We start from the raw sequence: 20,432 nt of genomic DNA, 5'->3' as shown, positions 1-20,432 counted from the left end.
ACCTATTGTTCTATAATTTGTTGTATTCTTCTAATGATGTCTTCTTTTGCTAGAGTCGCTTCTACATGAACACCATAATTGGGTGCTTCTAGTGTATCAAACTGCGATTGCAATAATGAAGGATCAAAGAAATGATTCTTTCTAGAAGCTAGCCGTTTGCTTAATGCTTCAAAATTTGCATCAAGATAGATAAAGTTTTGTTTTGCTTTCGCGAAAGCGGAATTAGAAAATAAACGCTCTCTATAACTCTCCTTAAGTGCAGAGCAAGCAAGTACCGCTCCCTTATCATTTGACCACTGCTGCATCTCTAGAGCAAGGCTATCGAGCCACGGCCATCTATCCTCATCTTGCAATGGTGTCCCAGATGCCATTTTATCTACATTAACTTGGGGATGAAAATCATCTGCATCGTAAAAAGGAATTTGTAATTGCTTTGATAACATCTTACCTATGGTACTTTTTCCGCAACCGGAAACGCCCATAACTATGTAAACATTCTTCATTAAAATAAGGTATTTACTCCACCGCTCGCACTATGAGGAATGTGCAGATTAATGTTTAACGCTGGATTGAGCTTCTCTATAAAATATGCAGATAGTAATGTAGACTCGACCTCGACATTTTGATGGATAAAAAAATGAATTTTACGCAATCCTAGACTTACCCAATACTTCAAGCGCTCTACCCATGCATCTAGCCGAGCATAATCGCTAGGGTGATTTGCTCCTACATATCGTATAAAAGCCTCTCCATTAGTAAGACGCATATGCATAATGTCGCGACGCCCAGCAGTATCTACGAGCACATTTGCCATATTGTGTTCTTCAAGTAAAAGATAAAGACGCTCTGCCACTTCTGGATTGTTAAACCAATCTGTATGACGAAACTCTAAGGCAATAGGTAAATCTTCTGGCCAGTGATTTACGAAATTATCTACTCGGTCAAAATCCTTAGGCTGGAAATTATTGTGCATCTGCAAGAATACAGTACCAAGCTTTTCCTTGAGGATTGTTGCGTGTTCTACATACTCCGGAATAAAATCTTGAGAATCTATAAGCCGCTTGCGATGGCTTATCATATTTGTAATTTTAGGAAAGAATTTAAAACCCTCTGGAACCTTATCATACCACTTTTGAAACTGCTCCTTTGGAAATAATCTATAGAAAGTAGCGTTAAGCTCTATACTGTTAAACTGACTTGCATAATACCCTAGCTCGTCTTTTGTACCTCTCGGATAGAAGCCTTTAAGCTCAGCTTTATTCCATTTTGCACAACCTACGAAGACTTGTAAATCTTTGTTTTCCGCTTTCGCGAAAGTATTCTCAATCACACCCTTAGTATCTGGATGATCAGGAGGTAATGTAAAATCAATTAACTCTGGTTGCTCTACTACGCCAAATTTCATAAACTCTATTTTGTGTAGCTAAGATAAGGTTACTGTGAAACTTAGTTGTTCAAATATCATATAATGGCGAATAGTATTTTAATTATTTCATCCATAAAGACACCAAGAATTAATATTATAAATTCCTTAGAGGATAGAAAATGAAGTATTTTTTCTAATGTAGATTTATCATCTTGTTTTGTATTGCTATTATTTTGACTAATTGACAACTCAGAAACTTGATTTATTTGTTTTACATTATTGTAATAATGGTTACTAACACTATTTGTCTGGTTTAAGGTTTGTAAATATCTCTTTCCTTCAGCCTTAATCTTAGCTAAACATGCTACTCTCACAAAATCGTCTCCATCTCCAAAAAACATATGACTTCCTCCATCAAAATATATGAGTCCTTCCTTTGCTAAATTTTGTAGCTTAATTTTTAAGAGATTTTTATCCTCGATGAAATTGGACATATTTAAATATGTACCATCATCATAATTGATTAAAAATGATAATAATTTATACTCTAAAGAGTTTTCACAAACTTTAAAATCTTTTTTTGGCTTCATATACTATTTTTATAAACATTTCATAAGTCTAGCAGCGTACATTTTAACATTAGAGTACATCTTACTAATCTCTTCTACTTATATAATAGATTTAAATACCTTTTGTCAACTTTTATGTTTCATCATCAAGAATTTGAAACTATTTTTCATCTGAATTGCCCTGCATCTCAAAGCAATACAAGCCTAAAATAAGTAATCATACATCTAGTAATTAAAATTCATTATCTTAATACCTACGTAAAAATGTATCTTTTTATGTGAAAATTGTAACAAAATAGTGTGGTAATAGTCTTATCACTAACCATTAAACAATAACAACGACTACATATGAAAACAATTAAATTATTTGTCACTGCTGCAATCGTAAGTTTTTCTGCTTTGACACAAGCACAAACAGCAGATGAAATTATCTCTAACTATTTTGAGAATACGGGAGGTGAAGAAAACTGGAAGGCAGTAAAAGGAGTAAAGATGGAAGGTGCATTAAATATGCAAGGAATGGAAATCCCTATGACCATCGTACAAACGGCAGATGGAAAGCAAATGTCTGTAGGTGAGTTTCAGGGAATGAAATTTTATCAAAACGTTTTTGATGGTGAGACACTGTGGAATACAAACCAACAGTCTATGGCTGCCGAAAAAAGTGATGCAGAAACTACAGCAAACGCAAAGCTTGATATGAATGATATGGTCGATCCTTTTATAAACTATAAAGAAAAAGGATATGGTCTTGAACTAGTAGGGAAAGAAACTATTGAGGGTACAGAAACTTTCAAAATTAAACTTACCAAAGAACCTATGATGGCAGACGGACAAGAGGTACCTTCTGTTGCTTATTACTATTTTGATACAGAAAACTATGTGCCTATTGTTGTCGAACAAGAAGTAATGTCTGGTCCTGGTAAAGGAATGGTAGGACAGGCAAAAATGAGTGATTATCAAGAAGTAGATGGACTTTATTTTGCACACTCTATTGTACAAGGAGCAAAAGGACAACCTGGAGGAATGGAAATCGTTATTAAGAAAATCGAGCTCAATCCGGAAGTGACAGATGCTATGTTTGCTTTTCCTGAACAAAAATAATTAGTAAGAAACAATCAAAATCCCCAATACACCTTGGGGATTTTTTTAGCTCTTGTTTTAAAAAATCGCGAGTATAGGAGTACTCACATTTTCGCGTAAGCATATCAAATACAACCAATAACAGTTTTACGAAAGCAGATGTAACTACTGTTTTCGCAAAAATTCTAATAACCAACCAATATGAAAACTAAAAACATTTTTCTTGGCTTGTGTATTGCTGCCATAAGCATACCTACGCAAGCTCAAGAAGTGGCTCTTAAAGGAAAAGAGCTTTTCGGAGATTTAAGTGCTAGACAAATAGGTCCCGCACTTATGTCTGGCCGAATTATAGATATGGAAGTGCATCCTACAAATGCACGAGTAATTTATACAGGTACAGCCGGTGGTGGTGTGTGGAAATCTCAAGATGGTGGCGCTAGCTACTCCCCTATTTTTGATGATTATATACAATCTATAGGCCAAGTAGCAATTGATCCTACAGATCCAGATCAAACCGTATGGGTAGGAACAGGTGAAATATGGACACGTAATTCTGTCTCTCTGGGCGATGGTCTCTACCGTACAAAAGATGGTGGTTCTAACTGGGATAAAATACCGGGTTTTGATAAGAGTGAGCGTATCTCTGGAATAGAAATTCACCCTAAAGATGGTAATACTGTTTACGTAGGTGTACTAGGCGCTTTATGGAGCGATAGTGAAGACCGTGGCGTTTATAAAACAACAGATGGCGGTGCTACATGGGACAAAATTCTTTACATAAATAATACAACAGGCGTTGCAGATCTTATTATGGATCCTACAAATCCAGACATTCTTTATGCTTCCATGTGGGAACATAGACGTACTGCTTGGGATTTTAATTCTGGGGGCGTAAGCTCTGGTTTACATAAATCTACAGATGGAGGAAAGACGTGGAATAAAATCCACAATGGTTTTCCTGAAGGAAAATTAGGACGTATAGGTGTTGCAGTGGCACCATCTCAACCTAATATCGTATATGCAGTCATAGAGTCTGAACAAGAAAAAGATAAAGGACTTTATCGTTCTGAAGATGGTGGTAATAGCTGGAAACGTACTAATGGAGATTTCTCGCTCACCGTGCGTCCTTTCTACTTCTCAAGAATCGTTGTAGATCCTCGTAATCCTGATGTGGTGGTAAAAGGCGGTTTAAGTGGTTCCATCTCTCGTGATGGTGGTAACACTTTTAAAACGCTAGGTAATATGCACTCCGACATACATGATATTGTATTTGACATAAATAATTCTGACGTGATGCACGTGGGAACAGATGGTGGTGTTTATCGCTCTTGGAATGGCGGAACTACTATGGAAATTGTGTCAAACCTACCTCTTTCTCAATTCTATCACATCTCTGTAGATAATGCAGAACCTTATAATATTTATGGTGGACTTCAGGATAATGGATCATGGTATGGCCCATCTTCATCTCCTGGAGGAATTGAAGCGCGTGACTGGGTACGTGTGGGTGTAGGCGATGGTTTCCGAGTGTTACCACACCCTACTAAAGATATCTTATATTCTGAAATGCAAGGCGCAGAAAATGTATGGCGCTATGACATGGCACGTAATTACACTAAAAATGTAAAACCACTTCCAGCAAAGGGAAGCGCAGATTTACGTTTTAACTGGAATGCTCCTATGGCAACTAGTGTACACCAGCCAGATCGTTTTTACATGGGTAGTCAGTTTTTACATGTGAGTGAAAATATGGGAGATACTTGGAAAGTAATTTCTCCAGACTTAACAACTAATGATCCAAAAAAGCAAGAGAAAAACTCTGGCGGACTCTCTGCAGATAACTCTGGAGCAGAAACACATACTACCATATTCACCATTGCAGAGTCTCCGGTAAATGAGAAAGTAATATGGGTAGGAACCGATGATGGTAATTTACAGGTAACAAAAGATGGAGGTGCAAACTGGACAAATGTTGTTGCAAATGTACCTGGACTTCCTGCAAACACTTGGGTATATCACATCGAAGCATCTGTGCATGGAGCAGGAAAGGCTTATGCGGTTTTTGAAGGCCATGCACATGGAGACATGAAACCGTATGTATATAAAACTACAGACTATGGAGCTACGTGGAAGAGTCTAGCTACAGATGATATTACAATGTTTGCGAGGAACCTTCAAGAAGATTATGTGAATGAAAACTTACTGTTTTTAGGTGCAGAAGATGGATTATATATTACGGTAGATGGCGGCTTAAACTGGTCACACTTTACAAATAATTTTCCGGCTACCGCTGTACACTTTTTAGATCTTCAGAAAAAGACTAACGATCTTGTTGCAGGCACTCATGGGCGCGGAGTGATTATAGTGGATGATATCAGTATTTTGAGAGATATTAAGCCAGAGATATTAGATAAAAATGTACACTTCTTTGACACTAAGCCAGGTATTATGATAGAAGAAGGTGGCTTTGGTGGAGGAAGTACAGAATTAGAGTTTGTAGGACCTAATCCAGGGACTTCATTAAAAATTAAATACTACCTCAAAAAGCGACATACATTCGGAAAAATGACGCTCACCATTCAAGATATGGAAGGAAATGTAATCACAACACTAGCTCCAGGAAAATCAAAAGGTATTAATATTGTTTCTTGGAACTACAACGGAAAATCTCCTAAGATTGCAGCTGCAAAAACATTTTCTTCTGGAGGTTTTACGCCTGTGCGTGTAAAAGCTGGAAGTTATAAAGCTGTGCTTACAAAAGGAAAGGAACGTTATGAGAACACCTTTCAAGTAAAGAATGACCCAAAGTCATTTATCACAGCCTCAGAGCGCAGTGATCAATATAAGACGTCTATGCAGTTATTTAATATTCAAGAAGATCTTGCTTACATAGTGTACCAGACAGATGTGATGATAAACAAGGCAAAAGATGCAATTACAAATAATGTAAAAGCTAAAAAAACGGCGCAACCACTTATAGATGAACTCGATGCTCTTAAAAACACACTTGTAGTCACTACGGGGGATAATTATGTAGGAACTGCTCCTCCACAGCTTAAAGAAAAACTTAGTGATGTATATAGTGATGTAGCTTCAAGCTATGAAGCTCCAAGTGCAGCACAAAAAGAAAATATTTCTTTATTAATGGATCGTTTTTATAAGGCAAATGAGAGTTTTGAACAAATTAAATCAAAACGCTTACCAAAGCTTCAATCCTTTCTAGAAAAATCTGGACTTGAAGGTGTTACTTTTAACTCTAGAGATGAGTTTATAAACTCTCAAGAGTAATACACTTTACAACATAAAATAGCCGATTCATAGAATTATGAATCGGCTATTTTTGTTCTACGCTTTCGCGAAAGCGGGCTATTATTTAATATATACCGTCTTTTTATTTACAAACTCTTGAATACCGTCTATGGAGAGTTCGCGACCGTATCCTGAAATTTTTGTTCCTCCAAAAGGAAGATTAGGATTACTCTTTACCATATCATTTACAAATACAGCACCATCTTCAAACTGCGGAATCAACGTTTCCATACGTTCTTCACTCTCTGTAAAAATGGATACACCTAAGCCAAAATCAGATTGATTTACGAGATTTAATGCCTCCTCGTCAGTTTTAAATGTTGTTACCCCTATAACAGGCCCAAAGGTTTCTTCTTTAAATATTGTCATCTCTGGTGTTACTCCTGTGACAATTGTTGGCTCAAAATAAGCCTTCTGTCTATGCCCTCCTATCAATATTTTTGCTCCTTCGGCAATGGATTTATTGAGTTGATCTTCTAGCTCTTCGGCGAGGTCTTCACGTGCCATCACTCCTATGTAGGTATCTTCATCCATAGGGTCACCAGATTTTAATTCTGTTACCGCTTTCGCGAAAGCTTCTAAAAACTTGTCTTGAATACTTTCATGAATTATAAGTCTCTTTCCAGCGATACAACTCTGACCTGTATTTTGAAAGCGCGCTTGCACACACGTTTGAACCGTTTCCTCAAAATTACAATCATCAAAAACTACTAGAGCATTACTACCTCCTAACTCAAGTACAGATTTTTTAATCTCACTTGCTGCTGTGCTTGCTACGGCTGCTCCTGCTGGCTTACTACCAGTAAGTGTTATTGCCTTAATACGAGAATCTCGAACGATATTTTCAATGCGTTCACTTCCTACCGCCATATTTTGGAAACATCCCTTAGGAAGTCCTGCACGTTCAAATACTTTTTGAATATTTTCTGCACTTTGCATAACATTACTTGCATGCTTCAACACACCTATATTACCTGCCATAAGGGCTGGAGCAATGAATCTAAACACTTGCCAGAATGGGTAATTCCATGGCATTACCGCAAGTACAACTCCTATAGGTTCATATCGCACATAACTTTTTGAAGCATCTGTTTTTATCTCTTTAGGTGCTAGTTGTGATGGTGCATTTTCTGCATAATATTCACATACCCAGGCACACTTCTCTACTTCGGCAATAGCTTGAGAGATAGGTTTACCCATTTCCTTAGTCATCATCTCTGCATATTCTCGAGCATTCTTTCTTAATTCTTTTGCAACATTGTTAAGATGTTGTGAGCGCTCTGCAAAAGTGGTATTGCGCCAAGAAAGAAACGTTTGTTGAGCATTTTCAATTTTATCTTCTATCTCTTCTAAGTTGAGTGCTTTTATTTTGGCTACTTCTGTTCCGTTGTACGGATTTGTAGATACTATATTCATAAATCATTTTTTTATAAAGTTAATACGTGCCTAATCGTAAATGAGAAAGGTTAAGAGCATTTTAACGCGCTTGTACTAAAAGGTCTTAACAAAATGTGAATTGATAAGGTTTTAAGAATAAATGCAGGTAGGAGCAGTATTTTTAATGAACCAATCAGAATTATGTCTTTACAAAATACAAAAACGTCTGTTACAGAAGCATTTCAAAACTCTGTAAGCAATTTTATCGATCAGCTACCACAAATCGCAATGGGTATCCTTATTGTTGTCTTGGGGATTTTAATAGCTGGATGGATAGGAAAATTTGCTAGGCGAAGAATTTCTGCCAGAACAGAAGATCCTTTGATGAGTAAATTTTTGGGCACCGCGATTAGGTATACCTTTATTATCATAGCTATAATGCTCGCATTACGAGCTGCAGGTTTGGGAGGTATCGCTGCAGGAATACTTACGGCAGCTGGAGCGAGTGCTGTTGTACTAGGATTTGCCTTTAAAGATATTGGTGAAAATTTTATAGCAGGAATTATACTAGCCTTTAATAGACCCTTCGACGTTGATGATACTGTTGAAATAGGCTCGAACTTTGGTAAAGTCAAAACACTTGATCTTAGATATACAAAGTTAAAGACCTTTGATGGTAAAGACGTTTATATACCCAATAGTGATGTACTTACAGAACCGGTTACCAATTATACTGAAGATGGCTTTTTTAGATGGGATTTTATCATAGGGATTGCATACGAGGATAATATAGAAGGCGCCAAAGAAACAGTATTACAAGCGCTAGCTAAAGAGCCTAATGTAATTAATGATGAAATTCATGAAAACTTTGTCATTGAAGATGAACTTGCCACAAGTACAGTAAATTTAAAAGTATTCTTTTGGGTAGATACTAAAGACTTTAGAAAACAAGCTTTGATTACAAAAGGGAATGTAGTACGCAATGTAAAAGAAGCTTTAGAAGATGCTGGGTATTATATGCCTGCAGATATACAAGAAATCAAACTTTATGGCGGTGTGAAAGAATTTCCGCTTAGCCTTCGTCAGCTAGCTGACAAATAATAACTATCTTAATTAAAAATAAATACTATGGAAGTAATATTTGAATACCACGACGTAACTGCAAGTGCAGAATTAGAAGCTTTCGCGAAAGCGGAATTAAAAAAATTAAGTGATAAATATCAATTTGCACATAGAGCAGATGTTTTCTTTAAAACTGAAAACACATCAAGTGATCAAACCGGAAAAATAGCTGGAGTACAAATAAGTATGCCTGGTCCAAGATTATATGCAGAACACAGCTCTGATGATTTTTATCCCTCATTGAAGGAAGCAATAGGTGAAGTAGAGCGCCAACTTAGAAAAAAGAAAGAAAAAATGCAGTCTCACCACTAACATTAATCACCATGCCAACTGATATGACACTAGCAACAGATAATAATGAACTAATAGTAATCTACTCTTCTGAATCAAGTATTGGAAAACAAACGCTTGGTTATGCAAAAAGTAGCGATGCAAAACTGAATTTAATCAACATTACAGAAGCAGGACTTACTGGAACGCAGTGGAGTGAAGTGGCAGATTTACTTGGTGCAAGCATAGACGAACTAGTTTCTAAAGACCATCCAGATGTAGATGATTTTGCTAAAGATGCGACAATGAGTGATGATCATTGGATTAAATTTATACAGAATAATCCTAACGCTATTCAAAACCCTATATTAATACAGGGGAAACGAGCGAAGCAAATCACAACTCCGTCGCAAGCTATGCAATTTATCGACGTTGACTCTGCTGGTCTTGAAAAGCACCCTATAGGCGACAGCCCTGAAATTTCATCTAATACTGATGATGAGCATCAAGTAGATTAATTGAATTTATTACAAATAAAAAGAGCCACATACTTTGTATGTGGCTCTTTTAGTTATGGACAGTTTTTAAAATTATTCTCCTTTAAAAGTATCTTCATTAAAATCTCCATTAAAAGTGAAAGACTCTTGTTTTTTTCTTGAACGAGGTTTTGTTTCTTCTCCTTGTAAATCCTCAGGAAGCTTATCAACATCTCCTCCGTAGTATCCTACGGCAATACCAGTCGCAATATGATAATCATCCGGCACACTAAACTCTGACATTGCTTTTTTATAATTTACTCCAGCCATTTGATGCAGTGCTATACTCATGTGCTCTGCTTGTGCAGAAACGTTACCCATGAATAATCCTAAATCGTGCAAAGCATGAAAACTCTCCTTACCATCATCATTAGTCTTTTTATAGCCACCTAAAAATAGTGCTTGAGCGTTTTTTGCCCAAGATTGATTGAACTCATCAAGACAACTAAAGATTCGATCAAAAGCAGGAGTTCCCTTTATTCCCCATATAATCAACCAAGGTTGTAAATTATTAGAACTAGCAGCCCACCTACCTGCTTCAAACATCGTACGAAGTTCCTCTTCCTTTATCACATCGTTAGTAAAAACCCTTGGACTCCATCTAGTTGCTAATAATGGTAGTATTTCAAATTCAGTAATTGCCTTTTTCATAATTCTTTTTTTTTACAAAAATATTTTTATGAATCAATATAGCTCTCTTATTTAATAATAATTAACAAATACCAAAAATAAATTTGGACTATCACAACAATTAAGGATTTCATTAACAATAATGCAAAAAATGTCGTGATATTTTATCACAAATACTACAATATTTACTTTGTGTTAAGTTTGTGATAATAAGGCGTTAATAATTGCCAAATCCCTTGATTAAGACATATATATTGGTATTTTTGCGGCTTGAATATTGTCAAAACAAATACTTTATTATGAAAAAAATTTCACTTGCTATAGTTGCCCTTGTTGGAATGCAATTAGCATCAAATGCACAAGAAACACTTGATACTCCTACAAACGACTTTAATAAGTGGTCTGTAGAGCTTACTGGTGGTGTAAACAAGCCTGTAAGACCAGTTGCTTCTGGATTTTACTCAAACACTCCTTCTCTTTATACTGTGACAGGTGGAGCGAGATACATGTTTAACGAAAAATTTGGACTTAAAGGAGGTGTTGCTTACAACAGCTTCAAAAATGATGATGATAGCCGCGAATTTGATACTGCACTTTACAACTTCTCTTTAGAAGGTGTTGTAAACGCTGGTAACATTCTTGGCTTCAGAGAATGGACAGATACTTTTAATGTACTTGTACATGGAGGTATGGGATATTCTGCATTAACAACTGACGCTCCTGCTGTTGAAAGAGATTTCGGTGATGCAGATCAAATGTTAAGCTTCATGGTTGGTGTGACTCCACAAATTAAACTTTCAAACAGAATTGCACTTGTTGCAGATCTTACTGCTGTAGGTAACGTACGTCAAGATTTAACATTCAATGGTACTCCAGCTGGAGGAACCAGAGGATTTGATGGTTTTTACGTAAATGCAACTGCAGGTATTAACATATACTTAGGTAAAGCTGAGAAGCATGCAGATTTCTATTCTAGTGCAAACACTACAAAAGATGAACTTGCAGACTTACAAAACCGTCTTACTAAAGTAGAGACTGATCTTATCGATACTGATCAAGATGGTGTTGCAGATTACTTAGATCGTGAGCCTAACACAATTTCAGGTGTAGCTGTAAACACTAAAGGTATCGCTGTAGACAAAAACACAAACGGAGTTCCTGATGAATTAGAAACTTCTTTAGATGCACGTTACGCTAAGAAAGGTGATATCGTTACAACTCAACCAGAAATGAAAACTGGTGGAGACGTTATCAAAAAACTTATCAATGAAGGATACGTAAATGTATACTTCCAGTTTAATAGCACTAAGCCTGAAACTTATAGCTTAGAGTCAATTAACTACCTAATTAAGTACATGTCTGAGAACTCAGGTGCATCTGCTCAATTAGTTGGATATGCTGATGAGATTGGAAACACTGGATCTAACCAAGGTCTTTCTGAAAGAAGAGCTCAAAAAGTAAAAGATATTATGGTAGCTGCAGGAATTTCTGCTAGCCGTCTTACTGCAACTGGAAACGGTGAAGATGCATCAGTAGATAAAAATTCTGCTCCTGCACGTCAGTTAGTACGTAGAGTTACTTTTAAACTTAACTAGTCGCAAGATTATTTTAAGTGTTAATTGCAGAGCCTCCGATTTATCGGGGGCTTTGCTCGTTAATAAAGTATTGAGAAGTTATGATATATCAATTGTGAACCCATTAATCATTGCTTAACTTTAAATAAAAACAAAGTGTTATGAATGATAGACCAAACGATATTAAAAGGATTAGACCGGAAATACCTAAGGCAAGAGTACATGACCAAATGAGTAATGAAGAGCGCTTTCAGAATGCTACGCTTAGACCCATTGTAAAGCTTCAAAATCCGCTGCTTATAGAAGTATTCAAGTCATACATTATAAAGAGAAAGAATGTCTTTCATAATTTGAGTTTAGAAAAACGATTACTGTATATTGAAAATGCAGTAAACAAGGACATGAAATTTCGCAATAGTGTGAGAGGTATGATTGTAGGTCACTTTACTGTAGATGAATATCTACAATATAATATGGATTCTTCTGCTTATAATAAACGAATCGCCAACTTAATAAGGGAACGTCTTATAAGTCAAGTGCAACTTTTTGACATCCCTAAAGAAACAATAGACACTTTATAGTTATGCAAATACCAACAGACGTACCGAAACCTCAAAATAATAGCCCTATAGATCCTTCATCACCTATAGAGCTATTAATATTCATAATATTACCTGTCCTTTTAATTATTGTCTACTTCGTAAACAGAAGAAGAGTCAAGAATAAGAATAAGCAGAAATAAAACTAAAGTAATGATTCCCCATTGAGGTCAGTAGTTAATACATCACTCATATAATCAAAAAAGGGTCTCAGTAATCTAAAGTGACTCAAGGCAATCTTTGTGAAATCTGGAGAAGTAATTTCTTTATCAGTAAAGTTCTTCCTTACTACGAAGTTTTTGAGCCTTATGAGATCAATATTTGGATCATTTACGTCAAAACCTCTAGGTGCTGTCTTGACTGGATTCCATGCATCAAAAGAGCCTCCAAACGCTTTCGCGAAAGCAGTATCAGAAAGAATCTCCCGTATCTCACTAGCATCCATTTGAAATTCTGTGCGTATACGTTTCAAATCGGCTGGTTCTGGATTAAAAAAACCACCTGCTATTGCAGATTTATTACCAGGCTCAATTCTTAAATAATATCCACCTCGACGGTGTGCTCCTACTCTACTAAAACTTGCAGAACGATGTACGTTATAAGGAGTTTTGTCATTGCTAAATCTTACATCCCTATTAATACGAAAGACCTTAAGTTTCTCAATTTCATCAGTTTCATTAAGTCCATCTACTATAGAGGCGTAAATTTGCTTTAAGGCTTTCTCACTAGCCTGATAATCTTTCTTGTGCTCTGTCATCCACTCACGAGAATTATTCTCGCGTAAGGATTCTAGAAAAGATAAAGTAGATTGAGGTATCGAAGTAGTCATATGTTGTTTTTGCTGAGTTACTAAATTAGTTATCTAATATTAGAGCTGCAATCCTCAATCTTAAGTAAGGTATGCATTATCTAACGTAAAGGCATTAAAAAACCATCACATGAATGTGATGGTTTTAATATTGTCAATTTGATAATAAATTATGCATGTTGTAAATCATGCTTTCCCTCTTTGATTTCCTCAATTAACTTAGCGTTAAAGGCTGGTAAATCATCTGGATTTCTACTTGTTACTAGCGCTTCATCAACCACAACTTCTTTATCTACCCACAGAGCTCCTGCGTTTTCTAAGTCAGTTTTTATACTATTAAATGAAGTCATTGTTCTTCCTTTTACCACGTCTGCCTCAATTAGTAATTGTGGTGCGTGACAAATAGCTGCTATTGGTTTACTTTGCTTAAAAAAGTCTCTAATGAAGATGAGCGCATCATCATTACGTCTTAATTTATCAGGATTAATAACTCCTCCTGGTAACATTAGTGCATTATAATCCTTTGCACTTACATTATCTAATGTATCTGTTACATCATAAGAATTAGACCAATTTCCATCTGCCCATCCTTTTATAGTTCCAGATTTCTCACTTATAATATCTACGGTGAATCCTTCGGCTTTCATTGCCTCCATAGGTGATTTTAACTCACTTTCTTCAAATCCGTCTGTTGCTAATATTGCTACTCTCTTATTCATAATCTTTCTATCTTTTAGTTATACAATTAATTATGATACAAAGATACTAGCACACTCTAGCTGTGGCCGTTAAAGAGATTGTAACAAAAACAAGCTTAGGGTTAAACCTTTATTAATGCAATGGACAATTTGTTAAGATTGTTAAATCTGGACATTTTGAAGTAATAATCCGCTGGCTTGAGCAATTCTGGTCAATTTAATATCATTGCTAGCATCTAGCGTTTTCTTGAAGAAGTCTAAATCTACATTACCCTCACCTATGTCAAATAGCATCCCCATCATTAATCTTATTTGATGTCTCTTAAAACCTTTACCGCTTACGCGAAAGGCAAAACTTTCCTTAGGAAAAAAATTTGCTGTATATAGTTCGTTTGGCTCTATTAGAGAAGAAGATATATTACCTATAGTCTTTGTCTCTGGGTTGGGCTTATATGCATAAGACCTAAAGTCATGTTCTCCTTCAAATAATCCCGCAGCCTCTTTCATCAACTCAATATCAAGTGATCCAGCGATATTAATCATGAAAGGTGCTGCAAAGGGATGATTTTTTTCTCCGTAAGAAAATAAATAAACATACTCCTTAGCTATAGGAGCATCCATTACATTAAATTTCTTGTCTACTTGAGTTATCTCAAGGCATCTTATATCTTGAGGTAAATTATCATTAAGAAGCGTGAGAAATCCATCTTCAGGGAGCGGACTATCATTTAAAAATAACTCAACATAAGCCACATTTGCCGAAACCTTTGCATCTGTTCTTCCAGAAGCAAGTAGCTTAAAGTTTTTACGATCTAATACATATGAAAAAGTACGTTCCATCATACGTTCTACAGTAAGAACGTCTGGCTGTTTCTGCCAGCCATGATAACGAAATCCTAAATATTGAATCTTAAGAAGGTAATAAAAGCGCTTGTCAAACATTCTTCAAAAGTAATAGCCTTACATCAATTAAAGTTTGATAGTTAAAAAATAATTGTAAATTAAAACACAACTATTTAAAAACCAATCTCTATGACGACTTCACAAAAACCCTCTACGCTATTTTGGGTAATAGCTATTGTATTACTTATTTGGAATTTTATGGGAGCCAGTGCTTTTATAGTAGACAACTTCTTTACAGATACACTCGCTGGCACTTATAATGAGGAACAAATGGCTGCTATAAATGCAACACCTATATGGTCAAAAATATTATACGGTATTTCAACAATAGGCGGTCTACTTGCTGCTATATTACTGATTACTAGAAGAAAAAAAGCTGTTCAAGCATATGCTATATCTCTTATTGCTGTAATTATACATACAGTTTACAATATAGGTTTTGCAGGTGCTATGGAGCTTTTTGGTGTGGGCGAAGGACTCATATTTCCACTAATCATAATTGTACTCGCGATTTTTGAATACTGGTGGAGTCGTTATAGCGCATCAAAAGGGTGGCTCAAGTAAGGTCAATACAAATCATTTAAAGAGCTATCCCAATTATTGCGATAGCTCTTTTTGTTTGTTATGGATTCATAATCAGTATTTTTAACATATGAAGCATATCAATGGATTTTTAGCTACGCCACCACTTTGGACGCAAACAGCATTTGGCCTTTCCCAGTTTGAAATGCCTAGCATTGATCTTTCTACGTTTGTTACGCAGCCTATTCCCTCAAAACTTAGATTAGGTCATCAAATCGAGTATATATTCAAACAACTTTTAGACCACACAGAGCGCTATAAAGTACTGGCACACAATATTCAGATTTTACGAGATAAGAATACTATTGGAGAATTAGATTTTATAGTAGAAGACCGCTTTCGCGAAAGCAAGAAAATCCACATTGAGCTCACCTACAAATTCTACATTCTGGAAGACACGATTAAAGAGCCTCTACATAGACTTGTAGGACCCAATAGAAAAGATAGTTTTTTTACCAAAATGGAAAAAACGAGAGATAAACAGCTACCTCTTGTATTCACTCCAGAAGGGCGCACTACCCTCTCAACCCTTGATATTAATCCTGACGAATTAGAGCAACAAACCTATTTCCTAGCACAGCTTTTTAAACCTTACGGCCGGCTATCACCTACTATTGAGCCACTCAACGAGCAGTGCATTGTTGGGTATTGGATACGTATGAAGGGTTTAAACACCAGTGATTTTAAAGAATACACTTTTTATATCACACTCAAAAACGAGTGGCTGCATGAGCCTCATCTTGAGAGAACTTATATAAAGCACGAGGATGCACTTACATCTATAGCCGAAAAACATAACCATAAAAGAGCACCGCTATTATGGATAAAAAAAACAAGTGGAATTATAGAAAAATGCTTCGTGGTTTGGTGGTAAAATCAGTAATACTTAAGTTTAATGAGCTATTGTAAAACGCTTTACGGCAATTACTTCATAAAAAGTATTACACCCGTAATAAATGTGTAGTATTATATCTCTACATCTCAAAATTAAATTAATTCAAATTGAAAAAACATCCATTTGACCCTTCCATAAAACATCAACTTATTATAGCCTTAGGCATGGCTTTATGGATTTTTACATTTCTATATTTTACAGAGCCACTTGATGTTTCTCAGCTACATGATAGTGAACGTCTGTATATCTTATCACTTTATGGTTTTCTTGGCGCACTTTGCTATGTAACCATACTTCCATTTCAATACTGGTTATTTAAAAAAACTAATAATCAATGGTTACTTATTAATGAGATAAGCTTTTTTCTTGTGTTTGTTATTTGGTCGTTTGTCGTGATGCGTAGTTTTTACATGTATGTCGTAGTACGTGGCGAACCTAATCCGTACTCTCTTTACTATTATCTAACTTCTATTTTTCTTCCAGCAGTTCTTACCATTTTCCCTATAGTTCTCATAGGGCGTTTTGGTTTTGGAAAGTATAAACAAAAGCAAATTGAAGAACAAAAAATAGAAATAAAAGGTGATGGCAATTATGAAGGAATCAGATTATTCCTATCAGATTTAATAGCACTAGAAGCGTCAGATAATTATGTCGAAATTCATTTTCAAGATAATGGCTCGTATAGAAAACAATTAATTAGAGCTCGATTATCTCACCTAGAAAAGTCACTACCTTGTATGATGAGAACGCATCGCTCTTATTTGATAAATCCATCGCATTTTTTATCCTATAAAACAGAATCTAGTAAGTTAGGTCTCGTTCTCTCGCATGAAATTTTTATACCTGTGTCAAAAACTTTTGCACTTAGCACAAAAGAAGCCTTAAATTTTACCACAAACTAAGGGCATCTCACCCCAAAGCACTGTGTTTATTGAGCTTGTTGATTTTGTAATTCTAGATTTGTCTCATCAAGTATTTAGAATTAATCTTTAAAATCATCTATTATGAAAACACTTATCACACTTTCAGTAGCCGTATTTTTTCTTTTTTCCGCTTTCGCGAAAGCGCAATCCACTCAAACCTGCAACTGCGTAGAGGAACTCTCTTTTATTAATGAACAAATAAAAGGAATGACTTCTTTTAAGAAACAAATGAAAGGAAATAAACTCTCAGAGTACACAACTACCTTAAATCAATTAGAGCGAGAAGTAACTACACAAATGAGTGTGACAGATTGCTTTTCTAAGCTCAATGCACTACTATCTGTTGTAAAGGATAAACATGCACACATACGTCATATGAAGCCTGTAATCACTTCCGAAATAGTAGACCAAGATGTTGAATTAGAACTTTTTCGCGAAAGCGAACTATTTAAAAATCATCCTAAGAGTAATATGAGCGTTGAAGAACTCATAGCAGAATTATCAGAGAAGTCTTTTGAAAGTCTAGAAGGCATTTATGAGAAAAAGGAATCTATGACGGTAGGCATTATTAAGAAAGGTGATGCTTATGAAGGAGTTGTCCTTACCTCTAATAATAAAGGCTGGATTCCTGGACAGATTGCTTATAGAATTACGCCAAATGGAGAAAATATGTATGATGTACTTACAAGCGATATTCCTGGCGGAAAGTTAAGATATGTGAGAGGACTTCTATATTCTAACGGACGCTTATGGCATCTTAAAAAAGAAGCTACTAATGTGATTTCTGAGGTTAAGGAAGACCAAATAGATTGGGAATTTAAACAACTTACACCAGACACGCAGTATGTATATATGGGGACATTTTCAAATAATAGTAAAAATGTAGCCGCTTTTAAAAAGTTTTATGAGAAAACAAAAGATAAGTTTACTGCAAAAAATATTATCGTAGATCTACGTGATAATTCCGGAGGTAATTCTAAATATTCAGATCCTTTTTATAAAATCTTTAAAAAGAACAAAATGAATGTTTATGTCGTTACAAACTTCTGGTGTGGAAGTAATGGTGAGCAATTTACTCTCAAGCTCAAAGGATTAAAAAACGCAAAACATTTAGGTCAACGCACCTATGGCGCCCTTGCTTATGGTTCTAATTATGGGAATCTAATAAACTCCCCATCTGGTCAATTTGCAATTTACCCTACAGATATGAATTTTCATAAATTTATCAATTATGAATATGTAGGCGTACAACCAGAAATCAAATTAAGTTTTGATAAGGACTGGATTATTCAAACCTTAGATATTATTGAAAATAACAACTAATTAAGTGTGATAGCTGGTCAACTGGAGAAGTAGTATTATTGCTACTTCTCCATTGATTTTTTATTTATGTCTAGAGATAAGTGTTTTCTCTACATCACGTAAGTGGAAACCTTTTGCTTGTAGCAATACCATAATGTGAAAAAGAAGATCTGCACTTTCATTTAAGAATAAGTGATCATTATCATCCTTTGCTTCTATTACAACTTCTACTGCCTCTTCTCCTACTTTTTGAGCTACCTTATTGATACCGCTATTAAATAGTGATGCAATGTATGAATCTGCGTTGTCCTTATTATTCCAACGATCTTCTATAATTTCTTCTAGCTGTGTTAAGAAGCTGAAGTTACTTTTATTGCTTTCTCCCCAGCAGGTATCTGTTCCTTTGTGACACGTAGGTCCTTGTGGTGTTACCTGAATAAGCAGTGCATCATTATCACAATCGTTCTTGATGTTATCTAGCAATAAGTAATTCTTAGTCTCCTCTCCCTTTGTCCATAGACGTTGCTTAGAGCGACTAAAGAATGTTACTTTATTTGTAGCAATTGTTTTCTCGTATGCCTCATTATTCATAAAACCTAGCATCAAGACATTCTTAGTTCTTGAATCTTGAATGATTGCTGGTACGAGACCATTCTCGTATTTTTTAAAATCTATTTCCATTACTTTTTTTTATGAACGAGTGTTATGATCTCATCGCTATTCCTTGCGAAGTTAACTCTTGTTTTAAATCTGTTATTTCTATTTCTTTAAAGTGAAACACACTTGCCGCTAGTGCTGCATCTGCTTTCCCTTCTATAAAAGTATCTGCAAAGTGTTGCATGTTTCCCGCGCCACCACTTGCAATTATAGGTATGTTTAAACTTTCAGAAAGTCTTGCTAGTGCTTCATTTGCAAATCCATCTTTTGTACCATCATTATCCATTGATGTAAATAAGATTTCTCCTGCTCCACGAGTTTCCACCTCTTTTGCCCAATCAAAAAGATTAAGTTCTGTAGGTACTTTTCCGCCTACTAAATGCACTATCCACTCGCCATCTATAAACTTTGCATCTATAGCTACTACGATACACTGTGAGCCAAATTTTGCCACTAGCTCATTTATTAATTCTGGTCTTTTTACGGCACTAGAATTTATAGAAACTTTATCGGCGCCATTTTGTAGTAAGATATCTACATCTTCTACAGAAGAGATTCCTCCTCCTACTGTAAATGGGATATTTACCTGTGATGCTACTCGCAATACTAGATCTGCAAGGGTCTTACGACGTTCTTCTGTTGCAGATATGTCTAAAAAAACTAGCTCATCTGCACCAGTATTAGAGTAGAGCTTTGCAAGCTCTACTGGATCTCCAGCATCACGCAAGTTTACAAAGTTAGTTCCTTTTACAGTTCTACCATTTTTAATATCAAGACAAGGGATAATTCGTTTTGTAATCACGCGGAACGTCTAAAAGATTAGTAATTAAGGTTGCAAATTTAAATAAAAGTGCCGCTACTACCCCACAAAATGAAAACTGCTTTTCCTAAAGATTGCCAAAATGTAGCTCACATTCACAAACTCCTATTAAAACTGTGATAATGTGATGTTAACTAGTAAATCATCACTCCATCATTCAATTACTTTTGACTTTTAAATAATAAATCGAATAAGTTATGATCAAGATTATAGGAGTAATAGCGTTAGTTGCAGGTGCCATTATGTTAGTACTTGGTGTTATGGGAATTTTTGGAAGTTTGAGCACAGGGATGAGCCCATGGGCATTTACAATACTTGGTGTAGTATTTTTCTTTGCAGGCATCTCATTACTTAAACATAGAAAAGATACAGATGCAATTGCATCTGAAAAATAAACAAAGCAAAAAAT

At 35.6% G+C, this 20,432-nt stretch carries 22 protein-coding genes; 12 read left to right on the top strand and 10 right to left on the bottom strand.

Features of this window, described 5'->3' with window-relative positions; translation table 11 throughout:
- Positions 1 to 2 precede the first annotated feature (2 nt).
- From ACJJVU_RS08700 to ACJJVU_RS08690, 3 genes are read right to left on the bottom strand one after another with little or no spacing between them, the layout of a single operon-like run.
- Positions 3 to 503 (bottom strand): gluconokinase, encoded by a 501-nt coding sequence (locus tag ACJJVU_RS08700; protein WP_405224285.1) that lies wholly within the window; start codon positions 501 to 503, stop codon positions 3 to 5.
- On the bottom strand, positions 503 to 1,405 hold the full coding sequence (locus tag ACJJVU_RS08695; protein ID WP_405224282.1) for a DUF72 domain-containing protein: 903 nt from the start codon (positions 1,403 to 1,405) through the stop codon (positions 503 to 505). Before ACJJVU_RS08695 ends, ACJJVU_RS08700 begins: the two co-directional genes overlap by 1 nt.
- A gap of 56 nt (positions 1,406 to 1,461) precedes the next feature.
- Positions 1,462 to 1,956 carry a hypothetical protein gene (locus ACJJVU_RS08690; RefSeq protein WP_405224279.1) on the bottom strand — a complete coding sequence of 165 codons (495 nt, stop codon included), beginning with the start codon at positions 1,954 to 1,956 and terminating at the stop codon, positions 1,462 to 1,464.
- A 327-nt stretch (positions 1,957 to 2,283) separates the two neighbouring features.
- Here ACJJVU_RS08690 and ACJJVU_RS08685 point away from each other — a divergent pair, with 327 nt between their 5' ends.
- Together ACJJVU_RS08685 and ACJJVU_RS08680 are read left to right on the top strand one after the other, a co-directional pair.
- Entirely contained in the window at positions 2,284 to 3,039 is a 756-nt protein-coding gene (locus tag ACJJVU_RS08685) for an outer membrane lipoprotein-sorting protein (RefSeq protein WP_405224276.1), read from the top strand.
- A 180-nt stretch (positions 3,040 to 3,219) separates the two neighbouring features.
- Complete coding sequence (locus ACJJVU_RS08680) at positions 3,220 to 6,306, top strand: WD40/YVTN/BNR-like repeat-containing protein (RefSeq protein WP_405224273.1); 3,087 nt, start codon at positions 3,220 to 3,222, stop codon at positions 6,304 to 6,306.
- 81 nt (positions 6,307 to 6,387) lie between these two features.
- Here the strand turns inward: ACJJVU_RS08680 and ACJJVU_RS08675 are convergent, their stop codons facing one another.
- Positions 6,388 to 7,743: an NAD-dependent succinate-semialdehyde dehydrogenase gene (locus ACJJVU_RS08675; protein WP_405224271.1), complete on the bottom strand. Its 1,356-nt coding sequence runs from the start codon at positions 7,741 to 7,743 to the stop codon at positions 6,388 to 6,390.
- 162 nt (positions 7,744 to 7,905) lie between these two features.
- Here ACJJVU_RS08675 and ACJJVU_RS08670 point away from each other — a divergent pair, with 162 nt between their 5' ends.
- The 3 genes from ACJJVU_RS08670 to ACJJVU_RS08660 are packed head-to-tail and all read left to right on the top strand — an operon-like array spanning position 7,906 to position 9,614.
- The gene (locus ACJJVU_RS08670; protein ID WP_339849056.1) at positions 7,906 to 8,805 is read left to right on the top strand and encodes a mechanosensitive ion channel family protein; all 900 of its coding nucleotides are present in this window, start codon (positions 7,906 to 7,908) and stop codon (positions 8,803 to 8,805) included.
- 27 nt (positions 8,806 to 8,832) lie between these two features.
- Entirely contained in the window at positions 8,833 to 9,138 is a 306-nt protein-coding gene (hpf, locus tag ACJJVU_RS08665) for a ribosome hibernation-promoting factor, HPF/YfiA family (protein ID WP_298327901.1), read from the top strand.
- An 11-nt stretch (positions 9,139 to 9,149) separates the two neighbouring features.
- Entirely contained in the window at positions 9,150 to 9,614 is a 465-nt protein-coding gene (locus ACJJVU_RS08660) for a hypothetical protein (RefSeq protein WP_339849054.1), read from the top strand.
- A 72-nt stretch (positions 9,615 to 9,686) separates the two neighbouring features.
- Here ACJJVU_RS08660 and ACJJVU_RS08655 read toward each other — a convergent pair whose 3' ends face one another.
- A complete protein-coding gene (locus ACJJVU_RS08655; protein ID WP_405224266.1) occupies positions 9,687 to 10,283 on the bottom strand; it encodes a nitroreductase family protein in 597 nt (198 codons plus the stop codon).
- A gap of 278 nt (positions 10,284 to 10,561) precedes the next feature.
- On the opposite strand from ACJJVU_RS08655, the gene ACJJVU_RS08650 reads away from it, so the two are divergent.
- Together ACJJVU_RS08650 and ACJJVU_RS08645 are read left to right on the top strand one after the other, a co-directional pair.
- Positions 10,562 to 11,857, top strand: coding sequence for an OmpA family protein (locus ACJJVU_RS08650; protein ID WP_405224263.1), 1,296 nt, complete (start codon positions 10,562 to 10,564; stop codon positions 11,855 to 11,857).
- Between the two features lie 140 nt (positions 11,858 to 11,997).
- Positions 11,998 to 12,417: a glyoxalase gene (locus ACJJVU_RS08645; RefSeq protein ID WP_405224260.1), complete on the top strand. Its 420-nt coding sequence runs from the start codon at positions 11,998 to 12,000 to the stop codon at positions 12,415 to 12,417.
- Positions 12,418 to 12,580: 163 nt separating this feature from the next.
- Here the strand turns inward: ACJJVU_RS08645 and ACJJVU_RS08640 are convergent, their stop codons facing one another.
- The 3 genes from ACJJVU_RS08640 to ACJJVU_RS08630 form a co-directional block, all read right to left on the bottom strand.
- On the bottom strand, positions 12,581 to 13,264 hold the full coding sequence (locus tag ACJJVU_RS08640) for a DUF2461 domain-containing protein (RefSeq protein WP_405224257.1): 684 nt from the start codon (positions 13,262 to 13,264) through the stop codon (positions 12,581 to 12,583).
- A 149-nt stretch (positions 13,265 to 13,413) separates the two neighbouring features.
- Positions 13,414 to 13,962, bottom strand: coding sequence for a type 1 glutamine amidotransferase domain-containing protein (locus tag ACJJVU_RS08635; RefSeq protein WP_405224254.1), 549 nt, complete (start codon positions 13,960 to 13,962; stop codon positions 13,414 to 13,416).
- 141 nt (positions 13,963 to 14,103) lie between these two features.
- Positions 14,104 to 14,883: a tRNA pseudouridine(38-40) synthase TruA gene (locus tag ACJJVU_RS08630; RefSeq protein ID WP_339849042.1), complete on the bottom strand. Its 780-nt coding sequence runs from the start codon at positions 14,881 to 14,883 to the stop codon at positions 14,104 to 14,106.
- A 90-nt stretch (positions 14,884 to 14,973) separates the two neighbouring features.
- Here ACJJVU_RS08630 and ACJJVU_RS08625 point away from each other — a divergent pair, with 90 nt between their 5' ends.
- From ACJJVU_RS08625 to ACJJVU_RS08610, 4 genes are all read left to right on the top strand, one after another.
- Positions 14,974 to 15,408, top strand: a complete 435-nt coding sequence (locus ACJJVU_RS08625) for a hypothetical protein (protein WP_405224251.1) — start codon at positions 14,974 to 14,976, stop codon at positions 15,406 to 15,408.
- A gap of 88 nt (positions 15,409 to 15,496) precedes the next feature.
- On the top strand, positions 15,497 to 16,300 hold the full coding sequence (locus ACJJVU_RS08620) for a DUF1853 family protein (RefSeq protein WP_405224249.1): 804 nt from the start codon (positions 15,497 to 15,499) through the stop codon (positions 16,298 to 16,300).
- Positions 16,301 to 16,428: 128 nt separating this feature from the next.
- The gene (locus ACJJVU_RS08615) at positions 16,429 to 17,223 is read left to right on the top strand and encodes a LytTR family DNA-binding domain-containing protein (protein ID WP_405224246.1); all 795 of its coding nucleotides are present in this window, start codon (positions 16,429 to 16,431) and stop codon (positions 17,221 to 17,223) included.
- A gap of 102 nt (positions 17,224 to 17,325) precedes the next feature.
- A complete protein-coding gene (locus ACJJVU_RS08610) occupies positions 17,326 to 18,567 on the top strand; it encodes a S41 family peptidase (protein WP_405224244.1) in 1,242 nt (413 codons plus the stop codon).
- Positions 18,568 to 18,627: 60 nt separating this feature from the next.
- On the opposite strand, the gene hisIE is transcribed toward ACJJVU_RS08610, so the two are convergent.
- Together hisIE and hisF are read right to left on the bottom strand one after the other, a co-directional pair.
- A complete protein-coding gene (hisIE, locus tag ACJJVU_RS08605) occupies positions 18,628 to 19,227 on the bottom strand; it encodes a bifunctional phosphoribosyl-AMP cyclohydrolase/phosphoribosyl-ATP diphosphatase HisIE (RefSeq protein WP_298327865.1) in 600 nt (199 codons plus the stop codon).
- Positions 19,228 to 19,249: 22 nt separating this feature from the next.
- On the bottom strand, positions 19,250 to 20,005 hold the full coding sequence (gene hisF, locus ACJJVU_RS08600; RefSeq protein ID WP_108879017.1) for an imidazole glycerol phosphate synthase subunit HisF: 756 nt from the start codon (positions 20,003 to 20,005) through the stop codon (positions 19,250 to 19,252).
- Between the two features lie 215 nt (positions 20,006 to 20,220).
- Here hisF and ACJJVU_RS08595 point away from each other — a divergent pair, with 215 nt between their 5' ends.
- Positions 20,221 to 20,418 carry a hypothetical protein gene (locus ACJJVU_RS08595; protein WP_405224239.1) on the top strand — a complete coding sequence of 66 codons (198 nt, stop codon included), beginning with the start codon at positions 20,221 to 20,223 and terminating at the stop codon, positions 20,416 to 20,418.
- Positions 20,419 to 20,432: the final 14 nt, after the last annotated feature.

The organism is Dokdonia sp. Asnod1-B02 (assembly GCF_045063955.1).
Classification (GTDB): Bacteria; Bacteroidota; Bacteroidia; order Flavobacteriales; family Flavobacteriaceae; genus Dokdonia.
This window is presented reverse-complemented; position numbering and strand designations above follow the sequence as displayed.